Source organism: Arthrobacter agilis, from assembly GCF_002953615.1.
Taxonomy (GTDB): Bacteria; Actinomycetota; Actinomycetes; order Actinomycetales; family Micrococcaceae; genus Arthrobacter_D; species Arthrobacter_D agilis_B.
This window is the reverse complement of record NZ_CP024915.1, coordinates 3,340,849-3,343,906: the sequence shown is the minus strand read 5'-3', so window position 1 is coordinate 3,343,906 and position 3,058 is coordinate 3,340,849. Positions and strand designations below refer to the sequence as shown.

The following is a 3,058-nucleotide window of genomic DNA, read 5'->3' as shown; positions in this document are numbered from 1 at the left end:
GGCAGATGAGGCGGGGGCGGGATGCCGATGATCTCGCCGCGGCCGTTCACGACGGCGCCACCCGAGTTGCCCGGGCTGATGGCGGCGTCGGTCTGGATGAGGTCGACGAGCGACTGGCTGGTCGATGCGGACCCCGGGATCTCCCGGTGCAGGCCGGAGATGATGCCCGATGTCGCGGTGTTCTCGAACCCGAGGGGGGACCCGATGACGACGGCGAGTTCACCGATGCGCGGCAGCCCGGACTGGAAGGTCGCTGCCGGCAGATCCGTGCGGTCGGCCCGCACGAGTGCGAGGTCGGACACCGCGTCGGTCGCCTCCACGGTCCCCGACACCCGCTGTCCGTCGGCGAAGGCGACCTCGACGTCGTCGTTGCCGCGGACCACGTGTTCGTTGGTGAGGATCAGGCCGTCCTCGGTGTAGATCACGCCGCTGCCCAGGCCGCCCTCGGTGAAGATGGTGACCACCGACGGCTGTACCGCGTCGACGATGTCCGGGATGCTCAGGTCCTCCTGCTGCCCGCCCGACTCCCCGGACGAGCTGTCCGACGAACCGTCCGACGAGCTGTCGGTCGCACCCCCGCCCTGCACCTGGGCGGGCGCGCTCGATGCGGGGTCGGGAGTGCCGGTATCGGTGCAGGCCGTCACGGCGAGCAGGAGGGCGAGGGTCAACGGGACCGCCGATGTGCGGATCCTGGTCTTCGGCATCATGGTGGCGTCCTCCTCGGATGGCCGGCTGTCCGGACAGCAGGGCGGCCGGGACGCGCGGTGTGCGCGTTCCGGGTGATTAGACCGTACGAAGGCCGGCCTGCGGCGGACAAGGAGGAAAAAAGGACCGCCGGGGCTGGACAGGGCGACCGGAGGAGCGTCCCGCGCAGCGGGCGGTCAGGACCCTCCTTCGTCGTCGCGGTCGTGCCGGCGCAGGGGATGGTCGCGCCATGCGTCCCGGTCCGAGGGCTCCGGCCCGTAGCCGGGGCGCAGCAGCGGCTCGTCCGGGTCGTCCTCCGGATGGGACTTCCGTGGAGCTCCCCTGCGGTGCGTGAGCCAGTAGCCCCGGCCGATGCATGCCGCTGCGGCGAGGATGATGAGCAGGCCGATCGCCAGGAGCAGGGGAGCCTCGGCCGGCACCGGCGTGCCCGTCGACTCCGCCCGGGCGAAGTCCGAGACGGCCTGGGGCACGAAGAGGGTGCTGATGAACAGCAGGACCAGTCCTGCCAGGTACTGCCTGGTGCCGAGTTTCATGACTCCCCTGTGGCTGGGCGGTTCGGGCCGTTCCAGCTTAGGCCCTGCGGCCCCTCGGCCTACGCTGGGACGGTGCACGAGACCCTCCCCAGCAACCGTCAGCTCAGCCGCAGTATCCTGCGGCTCGCCGTGCCGGCGCTCGGTGCCCTCATCGCCGAGCCGCTCTTCCTGCTCGCCGACTCCGCGATCGTCGGGCATCTCGGCGTCGACGAGCTCGCCGGTGTGGGCCTCGCATCCACGGTGCTGCAGACCGCCGTCGGGCTCATGGTCTTCCTCGCGTACTCGACCACTCCCGCCGTCGCCCGTCTCCTCGGTGCGGGCCGTCTGCCCGAGGCGCTCGCTGCAGGGCGCGACGGCGTGGGTCTCGCCGTCGCGCTCGGGGTCCTGCTCTCCGCCGCGGGCTGGGCCGCCGCCCCCGGGCTCGCCTCCCTGCTGGGTGCCGACGGCGCCGTCCACGCCTTCGCGGTCGACTACCTCCGCTGGTCGATGCCGGGGCTGACGGCCATGCTCGTGGTGCTCGCTGCCACCGGGGTGCTGCGCGGGCTGCAGGACACGCGCACGCCGCTGGTCGTCGCGGGCGCGGGCTTCGGCGTCAACATCGTCCTCAACTACCTGCTCGTGTACGGCGCGGGGATGTCGGTCGCCGGCTCCGCGCTGGGGACCAGCCTCGCCCAGTGGGGGATGGCGGCCGTGTACCTCGTGATGATCGTGCGTGCCTCCCGTCGGGAGCAGGTCCCCCTGAAGCCGTCCTTCCGCGGCATCCGCAGCACGGCGAGCGTCGGTTCGTGGCTCATGCTGCGCACGCTGTCCCTGCGCGTGGCGATCCTCGCCACCGTCCTCGTCGCGACCGCGCAGGGTCCCCTCAGCCTCGCCTCGCACCAGCTCGTCATGACGGTCTTCACCTTCCTCGCCTTCGCGCTCGACGCCCTCGCCATCGCCGCGCAGGCACTGATCGGCAAGGAGCTGGGGTCGGGGAACCGGCCGCTGGCCCGGGCACTGACGCGGCGGATGATCACGTGGGGGGTGGGCTTCGGCGTTGTCACGGGTGGCCTGCTCGCGGCCGTGGCTCCCTTCGTCGGGTGGATCTTCACCACCGACCCGGCCGTCCAGTCCGCCTTCGCGGCAGGCTTGTGGGTGCTCGCCGCGTCCCAGCCGGTCTGCGGCTTCGTGTTCGTGCTCGACGGCGTCCTCATCGGCGCGGGCGACGCCCGGTACCTTGCCACGGCCGGCGTCGTGAACCTCGTCGCCTACCTGCCGCTGCTGGCCCTCGTCGGCACGGCGGAGCTGTCCGGCGGCGAGGGGATCGTGTGGCTGTGGCTCGCCTTCGGCATCGGCTACATGCTCGCGCGCGCGGCGACGCTGGGCTGGCGCGTCCGGGACGACCGCTGGATGGTCACCGGCGCGACGCGCCGCGGGGCGGAACGGGCCGGGTAGACGCTACGGCCCGCCTCGGGCAGGACGGGACTCCCGGCTCAGAGGTCGCCCAGTTCGTGCCACACCTCCAGGACGACGGCCCGCGCGTACTCCTCCGCCAGGTCCTCGTTCCGGTCGGCGATGGCGCGGGCGACGCCTTCGTGGTTGTCGAACGAGACGGGCGCCGGATCGGCCGGCGAGAGGCCGAGGTCTGTGCGGCCAGCGAGCACCTCCGTCACGATCCCGTGCAGGGACGTCATCATGTCGTTGCCGCTCGCCGCCAGCAGCAGTGCATGGAAGGCGATGTCGGCGTCGAGGTAGGGCTGCTCGTGCCCCCGGCCCGCCTCGCCGAGCACCCGCAGGCGGGTGGCGAGCTCGATCAGTTCGGCGGCGGTCTCCGGCGTCGC

At 72.5% G+C, this 3,058-nt stretch carries 4 protein-coding genes; 1 reads left to right on the top strand and 3 read right to left on the bottom strand.

Translation table 11 applies throughout. The annotated features are described in order from the left end of the window. Positions 1 to 707, bottom strand: a 707-nt coding sequence (locus CVO76_RS16425) for a S1C family serine protease (protein ID WP_208740151.1), incomplete at its 3' end; no start/stop codon positions are given. A 174-nt stretch (positions 708 to 881) separates the two neighbouring features. After that, positions 882 to 1,238, bottom strand: a complete 357-nt coding sequence (locus tag CVO76_RS17450) for a hypothetical protein (RefSeq protein ID WP_244186066.1) — start codon at positions 1,236 to 1,238, stop codon at positions 882 to 884. Between the two features lie 72 nt (positions 1,239 to 1,310). Here CVO76_RS17450 and CVO76_RS16420 point away from each other — a divergent pair, with 72 nt between their 5' ends. After that, a complete protein-coding gene (locus CVO76_RS16420) occupies positions 1,311 to 2,672 on the top strand; it encodes an MATE family efflux transporter (RefSeq protein WP_244186065.1) in 1,362 nt (453 codons plus the stop codon). 38 nt (positions 2,673 to 2,710) lie between these two features. Here CVO76_RS16420 and CVO76_RS16415 read toward each other — a convergent pair. Next, the coding region (locus tag CVO76_RS16415; protein ID WP_208740149.1) for a FadR/GntR family transcriptional regulator at positions 2,711 to 3,058 on the bottom strand (348 nt) is incomplete at its 5' end.